The sequence below is a fragment of the Mucilaginibacter sp. BGA-UO-ETr-C110 genome (assembly GCF_059567985.1).
The window spans coordinates 4,195,153-4,217,230 of the sequence record NZ_JCAQPB010000002.1 but is presented as its reverse complement, the minus strand read 5'-3'; the positions used below and the strand labels follow the sequence as shown (position 1 = coordinate 4,217,230).

Sequence of the window (22,078 nt, the reverse complement as noted above, 5' to 3'; positions counted from 1 at the left end):
ATTTTGTCATTTAGCTTTAAGCCTTCTGCTTTACGCTTTTAGCTTATTACAAGTATTCCAACACTTTTTGGCCCATGGCCTTGGTGCCTAAAATTTTGCTTTTGTCGGTATTGGCATCAGCGATATCGCCGGTGCGGTAACCTTGTTTCAATGTTTTATCAATGGCTGTTGTGATCAGTTTTGCTTCTTCTTTTAATCCGAAGCTGATTTCGAGCATTAAGGCTACTGATAATATAGAAGCCAGTGGATTGGCTTTATCCTGCCCGGCAATATCATGCGCCGAACCGTGGATAGGTTCAAAGAAACCCGTTCCATCACCAATAGATGCTGATGCCAGCATACCCATCGAACCCGCTATTTGCGATGCCTCATCGGTTAAAATATCACCAAAAAGATTGGCGGTTAATACCACATCAAACTTTTTAGGATTTTTAACCAGCTGCATGGCTGCATTATCAATGAACATGTGCTCGGTTTCCACGTCAGGGTATTGCTTGGCTATCTCCTGAACAACCTCGCGCCACAGGCGTGATGCCTCCAGTACGTTTGCCTTATCCACAGAGCATAATCTTTTGCCACGAACGCGGGCTGCTTCATATGCTTTGATGGCAATACGTTCTACCTCGTAACGTGAGTAGATCATCAAATCCGACGCGGTATTACGGTCTTCACTGCGTTTCTTTTCACCGAAGTAAACATCGCCTGTCAATTCGCGGAAGAAAAGGATATCTGTCCCTTTCAGTATTTCAGGTTTAAGGCTCGATGCATCCAGCAGTTCATCAAATAGCATGATAGGACGCAGATTGGCATACAACCCAAGTTCCTTACGTATTTTTAATAAACCTTGTTCGGGACGTACTTTGGCCGAAGGGTCATTATCATATTTGATATGACCAATGGCTCCAAATAAAATGGCGTCGCTGGCTTTTGCTTTTGCTAAAGTTTCGTCGGGTAGCGGATTACCGGTTGCTTCGATACCTGCGTGACCCATCAGGGCTTCGTCGAAGGTAAATTCATGACCAAATTTTTGACCAATTGCTTCCAATACGGCCTTACCCCAGGTTGTTACTTCAGTACCGATGCCATCACCGGGTATTACTAATATATGTTTTTTAAGTGCCATTTAGCCCCCTAACCCCCTAAAGGGGGATTTTTTTGATTGCGTTAATTATTTAGATTCTTCAAACTCCTTTATCAGTTCCTTCTTGCTCAGGATGTAGTCAATATCATCATAGCCGTTGGTCATACAGGCTTTTTTGTAAGGATTAACCTCAAATGTTTCCTGTTCGCCTGTGGCTACAATTTTAATGAACTGATCAACCAGATCAATCTCCACTACAGCATGCTCATCGGCATAAACGGCCTCGAAGATCTTCTTTAAAAAATCGTCGCTTACTTGTACCGGGAGCAGACCATTGTTTAAGGCGTTGCCTTTAAATATATCGGCAAAAAAGCTGCTTACCACGGCATCAAAGCCGTAATCGGCAATGGCCCAGGCAGCATGCTCGCGACTACTGCCGCAACCAAAGTTTTTGCCTGCAACCAGTATTTTACCACTGAAGTTTGGATTGTTCAGTACAAAATCCGGTTTAGGGTTATCGTCGCCATCAAAACGCCAGTCGCGGAACAGGTTGTTGCCAAATCCTTCGCGGGTTGTAGCTTTCAAAAACCTGGCGGGGATGATCTGATCCGTATCGATATTCTCGATAGGCAGAGGCACAACACTGGTTTGTATATGTTTAAATATTTTGGTTGCCATAGTAATTTAGCAATTATATTGTTTCGTAATGTTCAACAGTAGGGAAGGGATCATAAAAATGATGTAATAAAGCCTTCCATTCCTGGTATTCCTTTGATTGTCTGAAGCCCTCGGTATGGTCGGTGAGTTTTTCCCACTCCACCAATAAAATGAATTGGCTTGCATTTTCTACACATCGTTTTAATTGATGAGTAATGTAGCCTGCCATCTTTGAAATGATATCCTGTGCCTTTGAAAATGCTTTTATAAAATCATTTTCCTGTCCTGGGACCACATTGAGTATGGCTACTTCCAATATCATTAGCCTATCAGTTCTTCTTCTTTCAAAAATTCCCGAATATCGGTTACCACACCGGTAATAGCCGATGCAGCTGCGGTTAGCGGGCTAGCCAGGAAGGTGCGGGAATTTGGCCCCTGTCTCCCTTCGAAATTACGGTTGGAGGTAGATACGCAATATTTGCCTGCCGGTATTTTATCCTCGTTCATGCCCAGGCATGCGCTGCATCCCGGTTCGCGAAGTGGGAAACCAGCCGCGTCAAATATTTTATCCAATCCTTCACGGATGGCTTGTTCCTGTACCTGTTTTGATCCGGGAACTACCCATACGGTAACATTATCTGCCTTGTGTTTGCCTTTCACAAACTCAGCTACCTGGCGCAGATCTTCAATGCGCGAGTTGGTACAACTGCCGATGAACACATAGTCAATTGGTTTGCCCAATAACTGCTCATCGTCATGCAGACCCATGTATTCCAGGGCTTTTTTGTATGATCCCTGCTCTTTGGCTTCAAACGAAGCAGTTTCAGGAACGTGTTGTGTAACGCCAATGCCCATACCGGGGTTTGTTCCGTAGGTGATCATTGGCTCAATGTCTTCGGCTTTAAAGGATAATACTTCATCAAAAGATGCATCAGCATCAGAGTACAAAGTTTTCCAGTAAGCTACTGCTTTATCCCACTCTTCGCCTTTAGGGGCAAATTCGCGGCCTTTTACATATTCAATAGTTGTTTCGTCGGGAGCAATTAGTCCGCAACGTGCACCCATTTCGATGCTCATGTTGCAGATGGTCATACGACCTTCCATGCTTAATGAGCGGATGGTATCGCCGGCATATTCTACAGCATAACCTGTACCGCCTGCGGCAGAGATCTGCGCAATGATGTACAGGATAATGTCTTTAGCGCCAACACCTTTGTGCAATTTGCCGTTCACCTCAATCTTCATTCTTTTTGGGCGCGACTGCAGCAAACATTGTGTTGCCATTACCTGCTCCACCTGTGAGGTGCCTATACCGAACGCTATGGCACCAAAGGCGCCATGTGTTGATGTATGACTATCGCCGCAAACATAAGTGCCACCCGGACGTGTAATGCCCAGCTCGGGTCCTATCACGTGTACGATACCCTGGAAAGGGTGACCCAGGCCGTACAGCTCAATACCAAACTCTTTGCAGTTTTTGGTGAGCATATCAACCTGGTAGCGGGAAAGTTCTTCTTTAATGGGGAGGTGCTGATCAATTGTAGGAACGTTATGATCGGCAGTGGCCACAGTTTGTTTTGGCCTGAAAACCGGTAAGCCTCTGGTACGCAAGCCATCAAATGCCTGCGGACTGGTTACTTCGTGTATGAAATGTGTATCGATGTATAAAATATCAGGAAAACCCTCGTTGCTACTGACGACGTGCGCATCCCAAATTTTATCAAATAATGTTTGTCCCATGTTTTTTAAAGTATCAAGTAGTTAGTATCAAGTATCAAGTAATTTGCGCGAGTGTATCTTGACACATAGTACAGGTATATCATTATAAGATCAAGTAGTTAGTATCAGCAGCAAATCAAAAAGTCTTGATACTTGATACTAACTACTTGGTACTGCTTTACGCTTCTACAACCTGGTTTTCAGGGCGTAAGCTGCGTACAGTTTTACCTGCTTGCCATATTTCGCTTTCGCGTAATTCTTTTAATTCTGCATCCAATTTTTCACGGTAATCAGGCTGGCTGTTTAAGTCGATTGAACGTTGTGACTCTTTGCCTGTTGCAACGCTTTTGTACAATTCTTCAAATACTGGTTTAGTAGCATCACGGAATTTTTTCCACCAATCCAAAGCGCCACGTTGTGCTGTAGTTGAGCAATTGGCATACATCCAATCCATACCGTTTTCTGCAACTAATGGCATTAATGATTGAGTTAACTCTTCAACAGTTTCGTTAAAGGCTTCAGATGGAGAGTGACCATTGGCGCGCAATACATCGTACTGAGCAGCAAAGATACCCTGGATACAACCCATCAGCGTACCACGCTCGCCGGTTAAATCGCTGTATACTTCTTTTTTGAAGTTGGTTTCAAATAAGTAACCGCTACCTACAGCAATACCTAATGAAATTACACGCTCAAATGCTTTACCGGTAGCATCCTGGAAAATAGCGTAGCTTGAGTTTAAGCCACGGCCTTGTAAAAACATGCGGCGTAATGAAGTACCTGATCCTTTAGGAGCAACCAAAAATACGTCAACATCAGCAGGAGGGATGATGCCTGTTTGCTCGTTAAAAGTAATGCCAAAACCATGAGAAAAGTATAATGCTTTACCAGGAGTTAAGTGTTTTTTAACGGTTGGCCAAAGTGCGATCTGAGCTGCATCACTTAATAAATAGCAAATTACAGTTCCTCTTTCCAGAGCTTCTTCAATTTCAAAAAGTGTTTCGCCGGGTACAAAGCCATCGCTTACTGCTTTATCCCATGTTTTAGTGCCTTTACGCTGACCAACAATTACATTGATGCCATTGTCTTTTTGGTTTAATGCCTGACCAGGACCTTGAACGCCATAGCCAATTACTGCTACAACTTCGTCTTTTAATACGTCCTGCGCTTTTGATAAAGGAAACTCTTCGCGGGTTACTACGTTTTCTTCAGTACCGCCGAAATTTAATTTTGCCATTGTTTTGTTTTTATTTTAATGATTTTGATGACCTCACCGATTGTAGGTGATTTCACCGGTTATTCTATTTTAAGTTTATTTGTTCTGATTTCACCGATTTTATACGAAAATCAGTCATTTTAGTTGTTAGCTTTCAGCTTTAACCTTTCGGCTTTCAGCTTACATAGTAAATACTTTTTCACCCTGGTTAAGGTATTCGTTTTCTATCACCTCTTCGCCTGGTTCCAGTCTTTCAAATTCGCGTAGTTTACGGTTGAAGCCATCACTGTCTTTAATGATAGCAACCCGGGCGCTACGTACAAATTCAATTAAGCCAAAGGGCTGCAATATACTGATCAAATTGTCAGTTTCCTCACGGTGACCAGTGGTTTCAAATACCGTATAATCTTTACGCAGTACAACTACACGTGCGCCGTTCTCACGCAATAAACGCTCAACGCTCACTTTCTCGGCAATTACATCAGTTGATACTTTATATAACGCTAATTCCTGCCAAATTACATCGGCGTTGGTATGATAATAGGCTTTCAATACCTCCACCTGTTTTTCTATCTGGCGAACAAGCTTGTGTACCACTTCTTCAGATTCGGTGATCACAATGTTAAAGCGGTGAATTTTATCTATCTCAGATGGAGATGTGTTCAAACTTTCGATATTGATCTTGCGGCGCGAAAATATGATGGCTATGCGTGTTAGCAAGCCTATCTGATTTTCGGTGTATACCGTGATGTTAAATTCTTGTTTCTCTGTATCTTGATTACTCATGATTGCTATTTTTAAGGTTATAGGCTGTAATTATTTCAACCTGATCTCGGCCACGCTGCATCCTTGCGGTACCATCGGGAACACGTTGTTCTCTTTAGTTACCATTACTTCTAAAAGGAATGATCCTTTCGTGCTCAGCATTTCATTTAATGCAGCAGGCAAATCTTTACGATCATCGATCATTTTACCGGCAATTCTGTATGCAGCAGCAACAGCAACAAAATCAGGACTTTGGATATCTACAAATGAATAACGGCGCTCATTAAATAACTCCTGCCATTGCCTAACCATTCCCAGGAAACGGTTGTTCAGGATGATGATCTTTACATCGATGCCAGTTTGCATAATAGTACCTAATTCTTGCAAGGTCATCTGGAAACCACCATCGCCGATAATAGCTACAACGGTACGGTCCTGAGCGCCAAATTTGGCACCGATAGCAGCAGGCAGGGCAAAGCCCATAGTACCTAAACCACCGCTGGTAACGTTGCTGCGTGTTTTATTGAATCGTGCATAACGGCAGGCCACCATCTGGTGCTGACCTACGTCGGTTACGATAATAGCCTCGCCTTTTGTAATTTCATTCAATTGTTTGATCACCTCACCCATGGTCATTTCCGGGGTAGTTGGGTTCAATTCGTCATGAATTACTGCTTCAATTTCTTTTCGGGTGTATTCGTTAAAAGTATTGAGCCATTCGGTATGTTTCTTTTCTTCAATCAGCTTGGTCAGCATAGGCAGGGTCTCTTTACAGTCGCCCCATACCGGTACGGTTGATTTTACGTTTTTGTCGATCTCAGCCGGATCAATATCCAGGTGCACCACCTTGGCTTGTTTAGCATATTTATCTAAACGCCCGGTTACACGATCGTCAAAGCGCATACCGATAGCAATCAGTACATCACATTCGTTAGTTAATACGTTAGGGCCATAATTACCATGCATGCCCAGCATACCTACATTCAACGGATGTTCGGTAGGGATGGCGCCCGCGCCTAAAACAGTCCATGCTGCAGGGATACCGCTTTTTTCAACAAAGGCTTTAAATTCCTGTTCGGCACTGCCCAGGATTACGCCCTGACCCCAAACGATAAATGGCTTTTTAGCCTGATTGATCAGTTCGGCAGCTTCCTGTACGTATTGCGTACGTACAATAGGTTTTGGCCTGTAGCTACGGATATGGTTACATTTGGTATAACCCTGAAAATTGAATTTTTGTATCTGGGCGTTTTTGGTAATGTCGATGAGTACCGGTCCGGGACGGCCGCTTTTGGCTATATAGAAAGCCTTGGCGATAACCTCAGGGATCTCGTTAGCATCAGTTACCTGGTAATTCCATTTGGTTACCGGGGTAGTGATGTTAATCACGTCGGTTTCCTGAAAGGCATCGGTACCTAACAAATGTGCGAATACCTGCCCGGTGATACATACCACGGGTGTGCTATCTATCTGCGCATCGGCTAAACCAGTTACCAGGTTGGTTGCACCCGGACCGCTGGTTGCAAATACAACACCCACTTTACCTGAAGTACGGGCATAACCCTGCCCTGCATGAATACCACCCTGTTCGTGACGGACCAGGATGTGATTCAGTTTATCATTATAATCAAATAGAGCATCGTAGATGGGCATGATAGCGCCACCTGGATAGCCAAAGATGGTATCAACACCTTCAACAATTAATGCCTCCAATAATGCTACTGATCCTGAAACTTCTACCGCTGTTGTTGGTGCGGGTGTAGTTAGTGTTTCCTGTGCAACTTCCATAGTGTTGGGTATTATGTTGTATGTTTATTGTTGTTTTACGTAGTACGTTTTACGTGATACGTTTTTATTTATTCGATTTTAATTGCGTACAACGTAAAACGTTATACGTATAACTTTACGGCATTTCGTCAGTTACGCAACCTTCGGCTGCAGTGCTTACTGTTTTGGCGTAGCGGTATAATAAACCTTTGCTTACCTTTAAAGCAGGTTGTTTCCAGGCTGCTTTGCGGGCGGCAAACTCTTCGTCGCTGATGATCACATTGATGGTACGGTTAACCGCATCAATAAATATCCGGTCTTCGTCTTTTACAAAAGCGATACCGCCGCCATCATAAGCTTCTGGTGTAATGTGACCAACCACAAAGCCGTGTGTTCCGCCTGAAAAACGCCCATCAGTAATTAATGCTACCGAACTACCTAGTCCGGCGCCAAATATGGCGGAGGTTGGTTTCAGCATTTCCGGCATGCCTGGGGCGCCCTTAGGACCTACGTTACGAATAACTACTACATCTCCAGCCTTAACACGTCCGCTTTGTATGCCATGGATTAATTCAAATTCGCCATCAAATACACGGGCCGGGCCTTCAAAGCTGGTGCCTTCTTTACCGGTGATCTTGGCAACGCTGCCACCTTCGGCAAGGTTTCCGTACAATATCTGTAAGTGACCGGTCGCTTTAATTGGTTTTTCGGCCGGGCGGATTATAGTTTGTGTTTCGAAATTGATCTCCGGAACATCTGCTAAATTCTCAGCAATGGTTTTACCGGTAACAGTAAGGCAATCTCCATTCAACCATCCCTGGCTCAGGCAATATTTCATTACTGCAGGTACACCGCCAACCTTGTGCAGATCTTCCATCATGTATTTACCGCTTGGCTTCATATCGGCCAGTACCGGAATGCGGTTACTTACCGTCTGGAAATCATCCTGAGTTACTTTAACATCAACGCTTTTGGCCATTGCTATAAGGTGCAACACCGCATTGGTTGAGCCACCCAATACCATGATCACTACCATGGCATTTTCAAATGCCTCGCGGGTCATGATGTCTGATGGTTTAATATCTTTTTCGAGCAATATCTTGATCGCTTTACCGGCGGCAAGGCACTCTGCTTTTTTATCTTCGCTTAATGCCGGGTTTGATGACGAGTATGGCAAGCTCATACCTAATGCCTCAATAGCGGCCGCCATAGTATTAGCAGTATAGATACCACCACAAGCACCTGCGCTTGGACAAGCATTTTTAATTACGCCCATAAAATCAACATCATCAATCTGGCCGGCAATCTTTTTGCCCAAAGCCTCAAATGCTGATACAATGTTCAGGTCTTCACCTTTCCAGTGACCAGGTTTAATAGTACCACCATACACCATGATTGATGGACGGTTTAAACGGCCCATAGCCATGATAGAGCCTGGCATGTTTTTATCGCAGCCCGGCAGGGTAATTAAGCCATCATAATACTGTGCGCCGGTAACGGCTTCAATAGAATCGGCAATGATATCGCGGCTCATTAATGAATAGCGCATTCCTTCGGTACCGTTGCTCATGCCGTCACTTACGCCAATGGTATGGAAAATCAGGCCTACCATATCTTCATCCCAGATACCTTGTTTAACCAGCTTGGCCAGGTCATTCAGGTGCATATTGCAAGTGTTACCATCATAACCCATGCTGGCTACCCCAACCTGTGCTTTCTCCATGTCGTCGTCGGTTAAACCTATGCCGTATAACATGGCCTTGGCAGCAGGTTGTGTTTCGTCCTGCGTAAAGGTTTTGCTGTACTTATTCAATTCTATAGCCGCTGTAGTATCTGATGATGAACTCATTTTTATTTGGTATGATAGACTAATTTGTAAATAATTCTGCCTGTTGATCCTGTTTTATTCGCACAGTGCGAATCTGTATTTGTAAGGTAGATATAGCAATAAAGAATAGCAATAGCTACGAATTTTTTTTTGAAAAAAGTATTTTATGCTGTTTTTATTATAAATATGAAATTTAATTCTGTTTAAAATAGAAATATAGCAATAATGTATGTTATAAAATATACCAAAGTTCAAAACGGTATTCGGTACATTTTTTATGCATGCATAGTAAGTTGTCGATTTTCTTCCTGAAATGGCTAAAGCTGATGCAGAAGTTGTAAAAATCGGATTGCTTTGCATAGTGTAATTACTGCTTAATGATGTTGCTTTATCTTTATATAATTTGCCTGAAAATTTACTCCCCTTAATTTAAACAACTTTTAAATATGGGCCGATAAAAAAAGGGTTCAGTTTGTTCAGTGCCCGTTTATGTGTTGTCGCCTATGAATTAATGTTTAGCCAGTAGTATTATCCTAAGATCATGGTTTACACTGTAAACCGTTTTTTTATAGTAAAATAAAATCAATTTATTGATTATCAGTTAATTAAATAGGTGTAAACCATAAAAAGTGTAAACCATGTAAACCGACTTTTTGTTAATTGAGTTACTCCCCAACTCAAAACGATGCGCCAATTTGTGGTTGGTGTAATTTGTTAAATCCCCTGTCGAAAAAAATGTCAAAAAAAAAACGTCCGGGTGTTATACCCGGACGTTTTTTTATAAATGTAGGTATAAGGGTTATTTGTGCTGAATGCCTTCAGCAAGAATAATGACCTTATTGTTTAATACTTCAACTACGCCGCCTTTAATAAAAAAAACTTCTTCTTTAGCAGCGCTACCTCCACGCACAGTTAGCTTACCATCCTGTAAAGTAGAAATGATGGGCGCGTGGTGGTTTAATATTTCAAATAATCCCAAAGTACCTGGAACGGTTACCGATGTGGCTTCGCCCTCGTACACTTTTTTATCGGGAGTAAGAATTTCTAATGTCATTTCTGTTGAGATTCAAGAGTCAAGAATCAAGAGTTAAGACTTTTCTTTTCTCTTGGTTCTTGATTCTTATGTCTTGATTCTATTAGTTATTAGCTTCTGCTAATAGTTTTTTGCCTTTTTCAATGGCGTCTTCGATGCTGCCTACTAAGTTGAAAGCCGCTTCCGGGTATTCATCAACTTCGCCGTCCATGATCATGTTGAAACCTTTGATAGTTTCTTTGATATCAACCAACACACCTTTTAAGCCGGTAAATTGCTCGGCTACGTGGAATGGTTGTGACAGGAAACGCTGAACACGACGCGCACGTGATACAACCAGTTTATCTTCTTCAGATAACTCGTCCATACCCAGGATCGCGATGATATCTTGTAATTCTTTGTAACGTTGTAAAGTTTCTTTAACGCGTTGAGCAGTATTGTAATGCTCATCGCCTAAAACAGCAGGGCTAAGGATACGTGATGTAGAATCCAATGGATCCACAGCAGGGTAGATACCTAACTCGGCAATTTTACGTGAAAGTACAGTAGTAGCATCTAAGTGAGCGAAGGTTGTAGCCGGCGCAGGGTCGGTCAAGTCATCCGCAGGTACGTAAACTGCCTGTACTGAGGTAATTGAACCTCTTTTGGTTGAGGTGATACGCTCTTGCATGGTACCCATTTCGGTTGCCAGTGTTGGCTGGTAACCTACCGCTGATGGCATACGGCCTAACAGCGCCGATACTTCAGAACCTGCTTGTGTAAAGCGGAAAATGTTATCGATAAAGAACAGGATATCACGACCTTTGCCATCTTCTTCACCATCACGGAAATACTCGGCAATGGTTAAGCCTGATAAAGCCACACGTGCACGTGCACCTGGAGGCTCGTTCATTTGTCCGAAAACGAATGTTGCTTTTGACTCTTTTAAAGCTTCGGTATCAACTTTAGATAAGTCCCAACCGCCTTCTTCCATCGAGTGCATAAAGCCATCGCCATATTTGATAATGCCTGATTCAAGCATCTCACGTAAAAGGTCATTACCTTCACGGGTACGCTCACCTACACCGGCAAATACTGATAAACCAGAATAAGCCTTGGCAATATTGTTGATCAATTCCTGAATTAATACGGTTTTACCTACACCGGCACCACCAAACAATCCAATTTTACCACCTTTAGCATAAGGCTCTAGCAGGTCAATAACTTTGATACCTGTGAACAATACTTCAGTTTCGGTAGATAGATCTTCGAAACGTGGAGGTACATTGTGAATAGGGCGGCCATTAGATTTATCTAAGTTTGCGATACCGTCAATAGCATCACCAACTACGTTGAACACGCGACCTTTAATGTTTTCGCCAACCGGCATTTTGATAGCGGCTTCGGTATCCAACACTTTCATGCCACGTAGCAATCCGTCTGTCGAATCCATCGCGATCGCACGTACGCGATCTTCACCCAAATGCTGTTGAACTTCTAAAATTACTTTTTGGCCATTATCTTTCGTGATCTCTAACGCATCATAAATCTTGGGAAGATGAGCATCATCAGCGAAACTTACGTCAACTACCGGACCGATGATCCGTGATATTTTTCCAATGTTTGGCATATATAACCTGGTGTTTTAAAGAATTTTTCTGCGAAATAGTTGTTACTGTTAAAATATAAGATGCTATTTCAGAGGCGCAAAGTTAAGATTTCTATCCAAATATTTAAATAGCAATGTCAACATTTTTGCATATATTTTCTGCACACCCGTTTTGGCCTTTTTAATGCGCAAAACTCAGCACAATTTTTCCTGTGTGAGCGCTGCTTTCCATCAGCTCATGGGCCTGCGCGGCCTCCTCTGCTTTGAAAATTTGATAAATAACCGGTTTTATTTGTCCTGATGCCAGTAGCGGCCAGATGTTTTTTTGCAGCTTTTGTGCAATGGCGGCTTTAAAGGCCACATCACGGGCACGCAAGGTGGAACCGGTGATCACCAGTCTTTTCATCATTACCTGTCCAAGGTCAACTTGTACGTCCTTACCTTTCATGGTGTTAATCATCACCAGGCGGCCCTCCACTGCCAGCGACTGGATATTGCCCGGCGTATAATCACCACCTATCATGTCCAGTATCACATCAACTCCTTTGTCGTTGGTTAGTTGTTTGATGATGTCGGTAAAGCTTTCGGTTTTGTAGTTGATAGCTTTGGTAGCACCCAATTGTTCGCAAAAACGGCATTTTTCATCAGAGCCGGCGGTAACATAAACCGGGTGACCCAGCGCTCTGGCCATTTGTATAGCCGTAACTCCAATACCGCTCGAACCACCGTGTACCAGCAAAGCTTCATTGCCTTTGAGGTTAGCCCGGTCAAATACATTGCTCCAAACGGTAAAAAAGGTTTCGGGCAGCGATGCCGCTTCTATAAAGGAAAAGCCCTGCGGAACAGGCAAACATTGCCCTTCGGGGGCGCTACAGTATTCGGCATAACCGCCACCGGCTACCAGGGCGCAAATTTTGTCGCCAATTTCCCATTGGGTAACGGCCGCGCCGGTTTCAACTATGGTGCCCGCTATTTCCAGACCGGGAATATCCTGCACCACACCAGCCGGCGGAGGATATTTACCCTCGCGCTGTTTTACATCCGGACGGTTAACGCCAGCAGCCATCACTTTTACCAGTACCTCGTTCGGGGCATAGGTGGGTTTGGGTTTTTCGGCGACCTGCAAAACGGAAGGGGCGCCGGGCTGGGTGATAACAACTGCCTTCATTTAATTAGTGAATTATTGATTTAGTGATTTCGGCTCTCAAAACTTTTTAAACCTTAAATTTTAACACTTTTCTGCTCAAAAACAGCGTAAAAACGCCCCAAAAACGTTCGAAAGACCTCGATTTTAACACTTTTTAACAAATTTTAACGCGGTTTTAACGTGTTTTAAAAACTTTAAAAAGTATTAAATAATTGATTGTCAAATAACTGTGTTGGAATTGGTCGGTTTTGGGGCTCTTTTACCCTTTAACTAAACAGCCCGTTTCTCTTTTTGTTGAAGAGAAACGGGCTGCCGTATATACAAATATACTGAATTTTAGGGAAGGATAAAATTCCCCTGATGATACTCATATATATATATTCGTTTCTTAACTATAGGCCAAGTTGTTGCAGGCCGCTTTGAATAATTGCAAATGATGTTTATAAAGTGATAAAAAGGGCGGCCAGATCAGTATCATATCCGCTACGGATATTTTGTCAGTTGTTGATATACTAGGCCAACTCTATATATTTACAAAAAATTTAATAACTCATTTTTTTGGTATACCTGAACCTCTCAATGCATAAAAGCCGAATATGGATCTTCGCGATCCTTATGTTTACCGTAGCCTGCAAAAAAGACAACGCTGGCAGTAATGAACCCAAGATAACGCCTGTACAAGGTACTATAAAAGTAGACTGGGGTGATGAAATAACACTTACCGGTAAAAACATACCACTGGATGCGGGTGTGTTTTTTGGAGAAAATCAAGCGAACGTGCTATCAAACAACGGAAGCGAGATACGATGCATTGTACCGGTTTCTTTTGACGATCAACTCACTACCTCCGTATATATCAAATATAAAGATCAGACCATTGAGCTGAAAAATTATATAACCCTGAATGCACCGCTGATCATTTCTTTTACCCCAACACAGGCCATTGGTGATACGGTTATTATAAAAGGCGATCATTTTTCTAGTTTCAAGCTTCATGTTAAGTTTGGTGATACCGAAGCAAAGGTTGTTGGATTATCAAAGCAATCGCTTAAAGTGTTAGTCCCCGACGATATTAAAAGCATACATACAACAATCAGTGTCACATCGCAATTGCAAACGGTTTTGGCGGGTTCCACTTTCGAAGTTTTAAAACCTGTGATCAGCAGCATCACCCCGGAAGCGTTTATTGGGGATAAAGTGGTTATCACTGGGAAATATTTTCATCCCGGCGGGCCTTTTTTCTTGTATCTCGACAATGAGCAGGTAGGCGCGACTATAGAGAACAATGGGCTGATATCATTTAATGTTCCGTACAAGACATATCCGCGTCGTAAAACTACGATCAAGATAAAGGTATTGGAATATGAGGTGACCTATCCGGTAGATCTGAAAATTAAAGACAACTGGGTTATGGTAAGCAAGGGCATTCCGTTTTCGGCATATAATGCTACACCACTTACCGTTGGTTCTCAGGTATATGTTGTGGCTCAGGTAAAAGGCTACAGAGATGATGGGTTTTATTTATGGCGGTTTAACCAGGCCGATTTTTCCTGGACAAAAATCGGCAATTCAATAACTACTGTTAAAGGCAGTTATCGGGTGGGTACTAACGGAAGTAAGATATATTTGTACAATTCAAATGGTCCCGACACCTTTTATGAATGCGATCCTGTATCCGGTATCTGGATAGCCAAAGCCAATTTTATTGGCCCCCAACGGAATGATCCTGCTATGTTTGGAATTGGTGGTAAGTTGTACATGGGGTCAGGTGCCCACTATGTTGATAATATCAGAAAATCTATAGATGACTGGTACGTTTACACGCCCGCAACAAACGCATGGGCGCGGATAGCCGATATGCGAAAAGGTTTTGAGGATGGTTACCCGATGTCGTTAGCGCAATCTGTTGTGATCAATAATATAGCTTATGTACTGTGTGGCGGGTGGTTTGAAGGGTATAAGTACAATCCCGCTGCCAACACCTGGACAGCCATACAAAATGCGCTTGAGCCACGTACCCAGGTGGGTGTTGTGGCCTATAAAAATAAAATATATACCTTAAAAGGCTATTTGGTTCAGAATGTAGGTAACAGCAACCGCGACGTTTTTAGCTATGATCCGGCTTCGGATCATTGGGAATTTGAGCCCGTTGAAGTTGATCCTTATAGTGACGAATTGGATCTCGCTTTTATTGCGGGTGGGAAGATTTATATGCTAAGTTATGACACCTCTGAAGCTCAGAATAATCTTTACGAAGCGCTTACGCTACCCTGACCAGGTCAGCAACATCATTTCATGCGTTAGGCGCCATGTTGAATGTTCTCTTTCACATAAGGGAATGACAAGCAAAACGTATCCCATAAGGCTTCTCTTAAACAGAAACCTTATGGGGTACGTTTTTAGATAAAGTTGTAGGCGGTCGTTTTTCAGGAAGCGAAATAAGTTCCCTGTTCCAAATCTGTAAGAAGTTCGATATGTTTTGGTTGCCAGCCCAGCTGTTCGCGGGTTTGGGCGCTGGAGGCCGGGTTATCCATCGCCGCGAAATGCGCGAACCAGCCAAAATGATCGGCGGCTTCTTCGGGAGTCTTGCTCACAATCGGTACATTCAGGTGGCGACCAATCACACCGGCGATGTCGCGGAAGAGTACACCTTCTTCGGCAACACCATGATACCGTGTGCCTGCGGAGCCTTGCTCCAGCGCGAGCCTGTACAAGCGGGCAGCATCCAATCGGTGTACGGTAGGCCAACGGTTAAGTCCCTCGCCTACATATGCCGAAGCGCCTTTATCCCGGGCAATGCGGATAAGCGCCGGAACAAAGCCATGGTCACCATCGTCATGTACCGATGGGGGCAGGCGCACCACTGCGGTACGTACGCCCTGTGCTGCTATGGCGATAGCAGCTTCTTCCGAAGCTACCCGGGGAATGGGAGAGGCGCTGAAGTCGGGTACAATATCTTCGGTAGCCAGGGGCCTCCCTGCCAGTAGCCCGGTACCGGAGGTGATGATCAGCGGACGGTCGGAACCGATGAGCGCGGAACCCAACACTTCGATAATCTGCCTGTCCGCTTCACAGCTGGCTTTAAATTTGGTAAAATCGTGGTTAAAAGCGGTGTGGATAACGCCATCTGCCATGGCTGCTCCTAACCGCAAGCTTTCGAGATCTTCGAGGTCGCCGCGGTGCACTTCGGCGCCGGCGGCAATAAGCGATTTCGCACCCTCATCTGAACGCGCTAGGCCAAGCACCTGGTGACCCGCGCTTATTAATTCCTGAACAATGGCCGAGCCTACAAAGCCCGTAGCGCCTGTTACAAATACACGCATGTTTTTTTGATTAGATAAATAAATTTTGAATCGTTTTTTAACAATACAAAATTGGCCAATGCCCCACCGGGAAAAGAGGACATTTGACGCTGTTTTCATTTATCTAAAGAGGATGTCATACTGAGCACAGTCGAAGTATGGTGGGTAGGCCTCTGCGCTCTGCCCTTCGACGGAGCTCAGGGTGACAGCCCTTCTTTGAGCATATTTATTTATCTATCGTTTGAGCTGAGCATGTCGCACGCGACTAAGGGTTTTGAGCGAAAGTCCCAGGTACGAAGCGATCATGTGCAGGGGCACGCGTGCAAAAACGCTGGGATAGGTTTGTACAAATTCATCGTATTTTTCTTCGGGTGTTGCGCTGATAGCGCTAAAGATCCGGTCGCGGCCTAAAGTGACATTGCGGGAGATGAGCCGCTCCGTGAAATATTTTAAGCGGGGGATCTGCGCAAACAGGGTGTCAAAATCACTTTTGGTCCAGAAGATAAGTTCGCTGTCTTCTACAGCATCGATATAATAACGGGAAGGGGTATGATTATGTAAACTTTCGGGCTCGGTGACCCACAAATTCTCCGGCGAAAACTGGACAATATGTTCGGTGCCATCCTCCCGGGTACGGTAAGTGCGTAATATGCCTTTGCAAACAAATATCTTGAAGCGGCATATCTCGCCTTCCTGTAGTAGCACCTGTTTTCTGCGTACCCTTTTTTCAACAGCAAAGGAGTGGATCAGTCTGAGTTCATCATCAGACAGCTGCATATTATCCTGGAGGTAAGTTTCAAATTCAGCGTACATATGATCAAAAATAAGGAAAATATAAAAGAGGGTTGTAAGGCTACAAGAAAATCACTTTTGGATGATATGTTGCAAAAAGGGGCCTCTAAAAATAATCTCCTGTTACCCATTATGTGTTTATCTGTAATCTCATGCAAACGGTTCAGTACTAATGTATTGGTACAATTCCGAACATCGGTTGTATCAGAAGTGGACACCTGAAAACCTTTCATTCTTTTACAACTATTTTAAAATCAGCAATTTGTATGTGTGGCATTTTGTTTGGATACCATTAAAATATGAAAAAACTAATCCTGGCTTTTGCTTTATTTGTATTAGGCAACAATGTTTTTGCACAATCTTCAAAAGCGGATTCATTTATTAACGCGTTTACAAAGAAGAATACCTTCAACGGGACTATTCTTATTGCACAAAACTCAAAGACCATTTATAAGAAAAGTTTTGGGTTTGCAAACTTGTCTTTCAAAGTACCGAATACAACCGATACCAAATACAAAGTCGCCTCTATTACCAAAGCATTTACTGCTGTCCTGGTACTTCAATTAGTTGAGCAGGGAAAAATTGATTTAGAAAAACCGATTGTCACTTATTTACCCGCATATAAAGGGGCTGGCGGAAATAGGGTGACTGTAAAACAATTATTGAACATGACATCCGGTATGCGCAATTTTGATGAAAACGGAGCCTCCCTGGACTCGGTTTTAAGAAATGGCATACCGCAATACCAGCTACCTTTTACCTCAGATCAATTGCTGACTAAATTTTGCAGCGATCCATTGGTTAAAGAGCCGGGTAAGGAATTTGACTACAACAATGCCGATTTTATTATTCTTGGAAAGATGATCGAAAAGATCAGCGGCAAAAGCTATGATCAAAATTTACAGGAGAAAATACTACAACCATTACAAATGACCAATTCAGGTCTTTTGTCACAAAACAAGATCATTGACAAGTTGGCAAATACCTATTTTTACCGGGATGACATTAAAGCCCTGGTCAATGACCTGCCAGTTTATATGGAAAACTGGTATGCCGCTGGAGCGATGTATTCAACGGCAGATGATATCCTGAAATTTTCAAACGCGTTATTTAGTGGCAAATTGCTAAAGCAGGAGACCTTGAACAAAATGTTTACTTCGGGGCTTGGTGAATATGGCTTTGGGGTTTGGGTTTACCTGAAATATGAAATCAATCATAAAATGTTCACCATTGTAAAAAGACCTGGTTCCATAATGGGGGCTCAAGCTATGCTCTTTCACATACTCGAAAATGGGTCGACTATCATTATCTTAAGCAATACCGGCACTGTAAGCCTTGACGATTTCGCAGCGGACATTGCCAGGCAAATTATTAAATAGCCTTCCGCTGGCGCATCTAATGTATATTAGTTATAGATAGTTTGGAAAGTACACGCAATACGTATGCGCCAACGAAGGTGTTAAAAAAAGTTAAGGTTTGGTTAGGCTTTTCTTTTTGGATTATCTTAGAGAGCTGATTGATAACTCTAACATAATTAATAGCATGATTTACCTTATCAAAAAACTTATCAAACCATTTACCTGCACCGCACTGGTTTTGTTTAGTGCAAGTGTGAACGCGCAGGTTGTTTCCGTTCAACAAATTATTGATAAAGTGGAAAGCTATAAAAACTTTAGCTATCGGTCTGTCAATAGAATGAGGGAGATATTTGCCAAAGACACGGTAACAACGCAAATCCATACTATTTTGGAAAAGGCACCCGGAGATAAAAGTTTGGGATACCTGTTTAACATGGAAACCAAAACAGGAAATGATCAATTTACCAATACTGATTTATACAACGGGCATGACCTGATACATATAATGCCTGAAGACAGTACTTATCGAAAGGACAACCTGGAGTACATTATGCAGCGTACATTGCCAGGTTATTTAAAATGGATGCAGGACCGCATTGCAAAAAGACTATCTAAAGTTGTAAAAACCAATGACACCACTATTAACGCGGTTGATAGCTATCATTTAATTGTTAATATTCGGGATACTGTCATTAATAAAGAACATGACTATAGCTATGTGAATTTGTATATTGACAAGGTATCAGGTATGCCCAATTATATAGTTGCCCGGTCAAGAGATATGAGTTTTGCCGACGGGGCTACGACTTACTATTCCGAAACCAGCTACTTCGATTATCAGTTTGACCAGGATAATATTGATATAGCTTCTATGGCCGCCCCTAAGGGGTTTCACCCACCCAAAGAGCGGCCTACTTCACCTAAAGAGCAAACTGATCTATTAGCATTGGGAAGTGTTGCGCCCGATTGGACATTATATACCGCCGAAGGTAAAAAAGCATCTTTAGCACAGTTGAAAGGTAAGGTGGTATTGATGGATTTTTATTTCATTGGCTGTTTTCCCTGCATGCTTTCGTTAAAACCATTGAATAAATTGTATGAAAAATATAAAAATCAAAAGTTTGTAATAGCGAGCCTAACGGAGCGGGATAGCAAGCAATCGATTTTGGAGTTTGAAAAAAATTACCATTTAAAATACCCGGGCTACATTAATGCTGCTGATGTGGTTAAAGCTTATCATGTAAAAGGTTTTCCTACTTTTTATTATATCGACAAAACAGGAAAAATAGCCAATGTAAATGTTGGTTATGGTGATGATTTTGAAAAGAAGGCAACTGCGATAATTGATGATTTGTTAAACAAATAACCTCGATCGTCCACTGGTACTGTGTGTTGCGCGATCCTCTTATAAAATTTATAAATCTGATTATTCGCTTCTTAAACTGTCAACCGGGTTGCTACGTGCTGCTTTAAATGATTGTGAACTGATGGTGATAAAGGCAATAACAAGCGCACCCATACCCGCCGAGAGCAACATCCACCACTGAATGTTTTGCCGGTAGGCATATCCCTGTAACCATTTGTTCATGATCAGCCAAGCCAGCGGGGTAGCTATGATAATAGAGATGAAAACCAGTTTGATGAAATCTTTAGAGAGCATAGCTACTATTGTAGAAACACCGGCGCCCAATATTTTGCGTATACCAATTTCCTTATTACGCTGCTCTGCCGCATAGGCCGCCAGACTAAATAAGCCCAGGCAGGCAATGATGACGGCTAATGTGGTAAATGCCACAAAAAGGTTTCCCATACGCTGCTCGGTTCGGTACAGGGCATCAAAATCGGCATCCATAAATGAATATTCAAAATGTTCATGAGGGGCTGCTGTTTTCCATTTGGTCTCTATCTGCGCTAACATTGCCGGTAAGTTATGCGTGTTTACGCGTACACTTAAGCGGGCCAGCCAATCATTTTGCATGACCATTACCAATGGCTCTACGTTATCGCGCAGCGAGCTAAAATTGAAGTCTTTTACCACGCCAATGACTGTATATTTTTTCTTAATATCTTTCCCTACGCCTGTATAAAGTGGTTTGTTGACAGGATCACCGTGATAACCTAATATTTTGGCTGCTGTTTCATTGATAACTACGGCTGATGAATCTGTTTTAAGCTGGGCTGAAAAGCCGCGTCCTTGCTTCAACTCGATACCCATTGTGTTTAAATAATCCTCATCAACTTTCCAGAGTTGGGTAGATTGTCCGTTGTTTTGATCGGTGGATATAAAACCAATCGACCGGTAACCTCCAACAGGTAAAAAGCTGGTTAATGTGGCATTCACAATACCAGGCAGCTGTTTAATTTGCTGTTTAAACAGCTGAGTATTATCGAGAGTGTTTACACTGTTAATAGTCAATACCTGGCTGCGGTTAAAGCCAAGATCCTTGTTTTGAATATAATGCAGTTGATTATAAATAACCAGTGTGCCGATGATGAGAAAAATGGAGATGGAAAACTGGAAAACTACCAGGGTGCTCCGGAGCGCGCCGCCTTTAAAACCTGCGGCTAATTTACCTTTCAAAACATCCACCGGTTGAAACGCCGAAAGAAAAAAGGCCGGGTAAGAGCCCGCCAGAATGCCCACCAATAGTACAATGATGAACAATGATGGCGATAACCAGCTTAGGGTTTGAAGTGTTATACTTAATTCCTTATTTGAAAAATGATTAAAAAGCGGGAGCAAAGCCCAGGCGGTTAGCACCGCTATCAAAGCGGCCACAAAAGTTACTATTAATGATTCGGCTAAAAACTGGAAGATCAAGTGTTTGCGCGACGACCCCAGTACCTTGCGCACACCAACCTCACGGGCACGATTAGCAGAGCGGGCTGTTGACAGATTCATGAAATTAATACAGGCAAGCAATAAAATAAATATAGCCACCGCCGAAAATATGTAGATGTATTGTATATTACCGTTAATGCCAAGCTCTCCCTGCCTGTTTGATTGCAGGTGAATATCTTTTAAGGGTATTAAACTAAGCTTGAAATAATTGCTGCTTGATTTAAATTTTTTATAATCAAAATCGGCATGGACCAGGTTTTTATCCATTACCAGATTCAGTTTTGCTTCAAAGTGTTTCTGATCGGTTCCGGGCTTAAGCAGTACATAAGTTTTAAACGGACTAATACTATTCCACTCGCCTTTTCCAACGGGAAATGAAGCCAATAAAAAATTAATTTTAAAATGCGACTGTTGCGGCATATCACGCATTACGCCGGTTATTTTATGGTTGCTGCTATCGGTAACCAGGAAAAGTGTTTCGCCTACCACATTGGTGCGGTTAAAATACTTTTTAGCCATTGATTCCGTAATGACAACGGCATTTGGCTCCGTCAATGCCGTTTTTGGATCACCAGAAAGCATGGGGAATGTGAAAATATCAAAAATGCCGTTCTCGCAATAAAAAGTTGCGCCGTCTTCCCTTACCGTTTCATTTCCTTTCTTAAAACGGATATTTACAGCTGGGGTTATCCGCACGGCCTTTTCAACTTCCGGAAACTCCCTTACCAGCGCATCTGCAAGCGGGATAGGGCTGCCTGCAAAGAATGAGATAGTGCCGTTATATTTCAGATCGGTATTTACCCGGTATATCCTGTTGTATTTGGTATTGTACCGGTCGTAGCTTAACTCATCAACCATAAAAAATATTATGAGCAAACAGATAGCCAGGCCCAACGCCAGACCCAGGATATTGATAAATGTAAAACCTTTGTTTTTTAAAAGGGTGCGTACCGCTATTTTTAAATAATTCCTGATCATAGCTT

At 42.7% G+C, this 22,078-nt stretch carries 17 protein-coding genes; 3 read left to right on the top strand and 14 right to left on the bottom strand.

The features are described 5' to 3' along the window. Positions 1-46: 46 nt before the first annotated feature. From leuB to AC57BQ_RS18070, 11 genes are all read right to left on the bottom strand, one after another. The gene (gene leuB / locus AC57BQ_RS18120) at positions 47-1,123 is read right to left on the bottom strand and encodes a 3-isopropylmalate dehydrogenase (protein ID WP_496407608.1); all 1,077 of its coding nucleotides are present in this window, start codon (positions 1,121-1,123) and stop codon (positions 47-49) included. Between the two features lie 45 nt (positions 1,124-1,168). Further along, positions 1,169-1,759, bottom strand: a complete 591-nt coding sequence (gene leuD / locus AC57BQ_RS18115; protein ID WP_090473271.1) for a 3-isopropylmalate dehydratase small subunit — start codon at positions 1,757-1,759, stop codon at positions 1,169-1,171. 13 nt (positions 1,760-1,772) lie between these two features. Next, a complete protein-coding gene (locus tag AC57BQ_RS18110) occupies positions 1,773-2,060 on the bottom strand; it encodes an antibiotic biosynthesis monooxygenase family protein (protein WP_496407607.1) in 288 nt (95 codons plus the stop codon). Next, the gene (gene leuC, locus AC57BQ_RS18105) at positions 2,060-3,478 is read right to left on the bottom strand and encodes a 3-isopropylmalate dehydratase large subunit (protein ID WP_496407606.1); all 1,419 of its coding nucleotides are present in this window, start codon (positions 3,476-3,478) and stop codon (positions 2,060-2,062) included. Before leuC ends, AC57BQ_RS18110 begins: the two co-directional genes overlap by 1 nt. A 157-nt stretch (positions 3,479-3,635) precedes the next feature. Beyond that, positions 3,636-4,694: a ketol-acid reductoisomerase gene (ilvC, locus tag AC57BQ_RS18100; protein ID WP_496407605.1), complete on the bottom strand. Its 1,059-nt coding sequence runs from the start codon at positions 4,692-4,694 to the stop codon at positions 3,636-3,638. 159 nt (positions 4,695-4,853) lie between these two features. After that, positions 4,854-5,459, bottom strand: a complete 606-nt coding sequence (gene ilvN / locus AC57BQ_RS18095; protein WP_090473267.1) for an acetolactate synthase small subunit — start codon at positions 5,457-5,459, stop codon at positions 4,854-4,856. Positions 5,460-5,489: 30 nt separating this feature from the next. Beyond that, on the bottom strand, positions 5,490-7,226 hold the full coding sequence (gene ilvB / locus AC57BQ_RS18090; RefSeq protein WP_496407604.1) for a biosynthetic-type acetolactate synthase large subunit: 1,737 nt from the start codon (positions 7,224-7,226) through the stop codon (positions 5,490-5,492). 115 nt (positions 7,227-7,341) lie between these two features. After that, entirely contained in the window at positions 7,342-9,054 is a 1,713-nt protein-coding gene (gene ilvD / locus AC57BQ_RS18085) for a dihydroxy-acid dehydratase (protein WP_218128494.1), read from the bottom strand. Between the two features lie 778 nt (positions 9,055-9,832). Then, positions 9,833-10,087, bottom strand: a complete 255-nt coding sequence (gene atpC, locus AC57BQ_RS18080) for an ATP synthase F1 subunit epsilon (protein ID WP_076374640.1) — start codon at positions 10,085-10,087, stop codon at positions 9,833-9,835. 82 nt (positions 10,088-10,169) lie between these two features. After that, complete coding sequence (atpD, locus tag AC57BQ_RS18075) at positions 10,170-11,675, bottom strand: F0F1 ATP synthase subunit beta (RefSeq protein WP_076374642.1); 1,506 nt, start codon at positions 11,673-11,675, stop codon at positions 10,170-10,172. Between the two features lie 160 nt (positions 11,676-11,835). Next, positions 11,836-12,822: an NAD(P)H-quinone oxidoreductase gene (locus tag AC57BQ_RS18070; RefSeq protein WP_496407603.1), complete on the bottom strand. Its 987-nt coding sequence runs from the start codon at positions 12,820-12,822 to the stop codon at positions 11,836-11,838. Between the two features lie 558 nt (positions 12,823-13,380). Here AC57BQ_RS18070 and AC57BQ_RS18065 point away from each other — a divergent pair. Further along, complete coding sequence (locus AC57BQ_RS18065; RefSeq protein WP_496407602.1) at positions 13,381-15,075, top strand: IPT/TIG domain-containing protein; 1,695 nt, start codon at positions 13,381-13,383, stop codon at positions 15,073-15,075. A gap of 152 nt (positions 15,076-15,227) precedes the next feature. Here the strand turns inward: AC57BQ_RS18065 and AC57BQ_RS18060 are convergent, their stop codons facing one another. Both AC57BQ_RS18060 and AC57BQ_RS18055 read right to left on the bottom strand, forming a co-directional pair. Then, positions 15,228-16,124 (bottom strand): SDR family oxidoreductase, encoded by an 897-nt coding sequence (locus AC57BQ_RS18060; protein ID WP_496407601.1) that lies wholly within the window; start codon positions 16,122-16,124, stop codon positions 15,228-15,230. A 213-nt stretch (positions 16,125-16,337) separates the two neighbouring features. Then, on the bottom strand, positions 16,338-16,916 hold the full coding sequence (locus tag AC57BQ_RS18055; protein WP_496407600.1) for a Crp/Fnr family transcriptional regulator: 579 nt from the start codon (positions 16,914-16,916) through the stop codon (positions 16,338-16,340). Positions 16,917-17,194: 278 nt separating this feature from the next. Here AC57BQ_RS18055 and AC57BQ_RS18050 point away from each other — a divergent pair, with 278 nt between their 5' ends. Together AC57BQ_RS18050 and AC57BQ_RS18045 are read left to right on the top strand one after the other, a co-directional pair. Continuing rightward, positions 17,195-18,274 (top strand): serine hydrolase domain-containing protein, encoded by a 1,080-nt coding sequence (locus AC57BQ_RS18050; RefSeq protein ID WP_496407599.1) that lies wholly within the window; start codon positions 17,195-17,197, stop codon positions 18,272-18,274. 163 nt (positions 18,275-18,437) lie between these two features. After that, positions 18,438-19,619: a TlpA family protein disulfide reductase gene (locus tag AC57BQ_RS18045; protein WP_496407598.1), complete on the top strand. Its 1,182-nt coding sequence runs from the start codon at positions 18,438-18,440 to the stop codon at positions 19,617-19,619. A 60-nt stretch (positions 19,620-19,679) separates the two neighbouring features. Here AC57BQ_RS18045 and AC57BQ_RS18040 read toward each other — a convergent pair whose 3' ends face one another. After that, positions 19,680-22,073, bottom strand: a complete 2,394-nt coding sequence (locus AC57BQ_RS18040) for an ABC transporter permease (protein ID WP_496407597.1) — start codon at positions 22,071-22,073, stop codon at positions 19,680-19,682. Positions 22,074-22,078: the final 5 nt, after the last annotated feature.

What these genes read in the sequence shown, in the direction of transcription:
- leuB (WP_496407608.1), bottom strand. Translation starts at nt 1,123, where the DNA reads ATGGCACTTAAAAAACATATATTAGTAATACCCGGTGATGGCATCGGT.
- leuD (WP_090473271.1), bottom strand. Translation starts at nt 1,759, where the DNA reads ATGGCAACCAAAATATTTAAACATATACAAACCAGTGTTGTGCCTCTG.
- AC57BQ_RS18110 (WP_496407607.1), bottom strand. Translation starts at nt 2,060, where the DNA reads ATGATATTGGAAGTAGCCATACTCAATGTGGTCCCAGGACAGGAAAAT.
- leuC (WP_496407606.1), bottom strand. Translation starts at nt 3,478, where the DNA reads ATGGGACAAACATTATTTGATAAAATTTGGGATGCGCACGTCGTCAGT.
- ilvC (WP_496407605.1), bottom strand. Translation starts at nt 4,694, where the DNA reads ATGGCAAAATTAAATTTCGGCGGTACTGAAGAAAACGTAGTAACCCGC.
- ilvN (WP_090473267.1), bottom strand. Translation starts at nt 5,459, where the DNA reads ATGAGTAATCAAGATACAGAGAAACAAGAATTTAACATCACGGTATAC.
- ilvB (WP_496407604.1), bottom strand. Translation starts at nt 7,226, where the DNA reads ATGGAAGTTGCACAGGAAACACTAACTACACCCGCACCAACAACAGCG.
- ilvD (WP_218128494.1), bottom strand. Translation starts at nt 9,054, where the DNA reads ATGAGTTCATCATCAGATACTACAGCGGCTATAGAATTGAATAAGTAC.
- atpC (WP_076374640.1), bottom strand. Translation starts at nt 10,087, where the DNA reads ATGACATTAGAAATTCTTACTCCCGATAAAAAAGTGTACGAGGGCGAA.
- atpD (WP_076374642.1), bottom strand. Translation starts at nt 11,675, where the DNA reads ATGCCAAACATTGGAAAAATATCACGGATCATCGGTCCGGTAGTTGAC.
- AC57BQ_RS18070 (WP_496407603.1), bottom strand. Translation starts at nt 12,822, where the DNA reads ATGAAGGCAGTTGTTATCACCCAGCCCGGCGCCCCTTCCGTTTTGCAG.
- AC57BQ_RS18065 (WP_496407602.1), top strand. Translation starts at nt 13,381, where the DNA reads ATGCATAAAAGCCGAATATGGATCTTCGCGATCCTTATGTTTACCGTA.
- AC57BQ_RS18060 (WP_496407601.1), bottom strand. Translation starts at nt 16,124, where the DNA reads ATGCGTGTATTTGTAACAGGCGCTACGGGCTTTGTAGGCTCGGCCATT.
- AC57BQ_RS18055 (WP_496407600.1), bottom strand. Translation starts at nt 16,916, where the DNA reads ATGTACGCTGAATTTGAAACTTACCTCCAGGATAATATGCAGCTGTCT.
- AC57BQ_RS18050 (WP_496407599.1), top strand. Translation starts at nt 17,195, where the DNA reads ATGAAAAAACTAATCCTGGCTTTTGCTTTATTTGTATTAGGCAACAAT.
- AC57BQ_RS18045 (WP_496407598.1), top strand. Translation starts at nt 18,438, where the DNA reads ATGATTTACCTTATCAAAAAACTTATCAAACCATTTACCTGCACCGCA.
- AC57BQ_RS18040 (WP_496407597.1), bottom strand. Translation starts at nt 22,073, where the DNA reads ATGATCAGGAATTATTTAAAAATAGCGGTACGCACCCTTTTAAAAAAC.